We start from the raw sequence: 2,500 nt of genomic DNA on the forward strand, positions 1-2,500 counted from the left end.
GTTTTGCGTTTGGTTGCGGGGACAGGATTTGAACCTGTGACCTTCAGGTTATGAGCCTGACGAGCTACCGGGCTGCTCCACCCCGCGTCAACTATGAGCAAGCGTTTGCTTGCGTCCTTTGAGGTAAGGTTTAACTTACCGGAATCAAGAGACCACCAAATGAAAGGGCCGCTTGCGCGGCCCGTGATCCCGTTTGGCGGGCCTAAAAATCGTAGGGAGAAGATTGTCTTTCATCCGGATTTATCCGGATGTGAGATGAACGTGCGCTTGGCAGACCTGGCAGCGACCTACTCTCCCGCGTCTTGAGACGAAGTACCATCAGCGCTGGAGCGTTTCACGGCCGAGTTCGGAATGGGATCGGGTGCAGCCGCTCCGCCATAACCACCAGGTCGGCAAAACGCACGTTCAAATCGAGAAGCTGTTTTCTGTGCCGGCGACAATCCTTCGGATTGCGCCTTGATGGATATAAGTAATGAGAACGATCAAGCCTATCGAACTATTAGTACCGGTAAGCTTCAAGCGTTGCCGCTCTTCCACACCCGGCCTATCAACGTGGTCGTCTTCCACGGTTCTCAGGGAATACTCGTTTCAAGGTGGGTTTCCCGCTTAGATGCCTTCAGCGGTTATCCCGTCCGGATATAGCTACCCTGCAATGCGGCTGGCGCCACAACAGGTCCACCAGAGATCCGTCCATCCCGGTCCTCTCGTACTAGGGACAGATCCTTTCAATATTCCTACACCCACGGCAGATAGGGACCGAACTGTCTCACGACGTTCTGAACCCAACTCACGTACCGCTTTAAATGGCGAACAGCCATACCCTTGGGACCTGCTCCAGCCCCAGGATGCGATGAGTCGACATCGAGGTGCCAAACAACCCCGTCGATATGGACTCTTGGGGGTCATCAGCCTGTTATCCCCGGCGTACCTTTTATCCGTTGAGCGATGGCCCTTCCACGCGGGACCACCGGATCACTATGACCGACTTTCGTCTCTGCTCGACTTGTCAGTCTCGCAGTCAGGCAGGCTTATGCCATTGCACTCAGCGAACGATTTCCGACCGTTCTGAGCCCACCATCGCGCGCCTCCGTTACTCTTTAGGAGGCGACCGCCCCAGTCAAACTACCCACCATACATTGTCCCGGACCCGGATGACGGGCCGCGGTTAGACATCCATAGTAATAAGGGTGGTATTTCAAGGGTGGCTCCACCTGAGCTGGCGCCCAGGTTTCAAAGCCTACCACCTATCCTACACATGCCACTACGAATGCCAATGTAAAGCTATAGTAAAGGTGCACGGGGTCTTTCCGTCTAACCGCAGGAACCCCGCATCTTCACGGGGAATTCAATTTCACTGAGTCTATGCTGGAGACAGCGGGGAAGTCGTTACGCCATTCGTGCAGGTCGGAACTTACCCGACAAGGAATTTCGCTACCTTAGGACCGTTATAGTTACGGCCGCCGTTTACTGGGGCTTCGATTCAGAGCTTGCACCCCTCCTCTTAACCTTCCAGCACCGGGCAGGCGTCAGACCCTATACGTCGCCTTGCGGCTTCGCAGAGCCCTGTGTTTTTGATAAACAGTCGCTACCCCCTGGTCTGTGCCACCCTCCTCTGCTTGCGCAGAAAAGGGTCACGCTTCTTCCGAAGTTACGCGTGCAATTTGCCGAGTTCCTTCAGCATAGTTCTCTCAAGCGCCTTGGTATACTCTACCTGACCACCAGTGTCGGTTTCGGGTACGGTCTATAAGGAGGAGCTATTTCCTGGAACCGCTCCGCTGCCCGTTCAATCCGATAAGATTGGACAACTTGTGCGATCCGTCACTACCTCCAGGCCCACGAATATTAACGTGGTTCCCATCGACTACGCGTTTCCGCCTCGTCTTAGGGGCCGGCTAACCCTGCTCAGATTAACTTTAAGCAGGAACCCTTGGTCTTTCGGCGGGGGAGTCTCTCACTCCCCTTACGTTACTCATGTCAGCATTCGCACTTCTGATACCTCCACCGCCCCTCACGGGTACGGCTTCATCAGCTTACAGAACGCTCCGCTACCGCTCGCATTACTGCGAACCCTAAGCTTCGGTGTATGGCTTTAGCCCCGTTACATTTTCGGCGCAAAGACCCTTATTTAGACCAGTGAGCTGTTACGCTTTCTTTAAATGATGGCTGCTTCTAAGCCAACATCCTGGTTGTTTTGGGATCCTCACATCCTTTCCCACTTAGCCATAACTTGGGGACCTTAGCTGTAGGTCAGGGTTGTTTCCCTTTTCACGACGGACGTTAGCACCCGCCGTGTGTCTGCCGACTAGTACTCCCAGGTATTCGGAGTTTGGTTAGGTTTGGTAATCCGGTGAGGACCCCTAGCCCATCCAGTGCTCTACCCCCTGGGGTATTCGGTCGACGCTCTACCTAAATAGATTTCGCGGAGAACCAGCTATTTCCGAGTTTGATTGGCCTTTCACCCCTAGCCACAAGTCATCCCGAACTATTGCAACAGTTATGG

Annotated in this window: 1 tRNA gene and 2 rRNA genes (1 of these 3 cut by a window edge); all 3 read right to left on the reverse strand. The window is 54.1% G+C overall.

Features of this window, described 5'->3' with window-relative positions:
* Positions 1 to 10: 10 nt before the first annotated feature.
* Positions 11 to 87 (reverse strand) — tRNA-Met (locus FJ957_RS31585).
* A gap of 187 nt (positions 88 to 274) precedes the next feature.
* Positions 275 to 389, reverse strand: a 5S ribosomal RNA gene (gene rrf, locus FJ957_RS31590).
* A gap of 89 nt (positions 390 to 478) precedes the next feature.
* Positions 479 to 2,500, reverse strand: a 23S ribosomal RNA gene (locus FJ957_RS31595) (it continues 776 nt past the right edge of the window).

Source organism: Mesorhizobium sp. B2-4-6 (assembly GCF_006442775.1).
Taxonomy (GTDB): domain Bacteria; phylum Pseudomonadota; class Alphaproteobacteria; order Rhizobiales; family Rhizobiaceae; genus Mesorhizobium.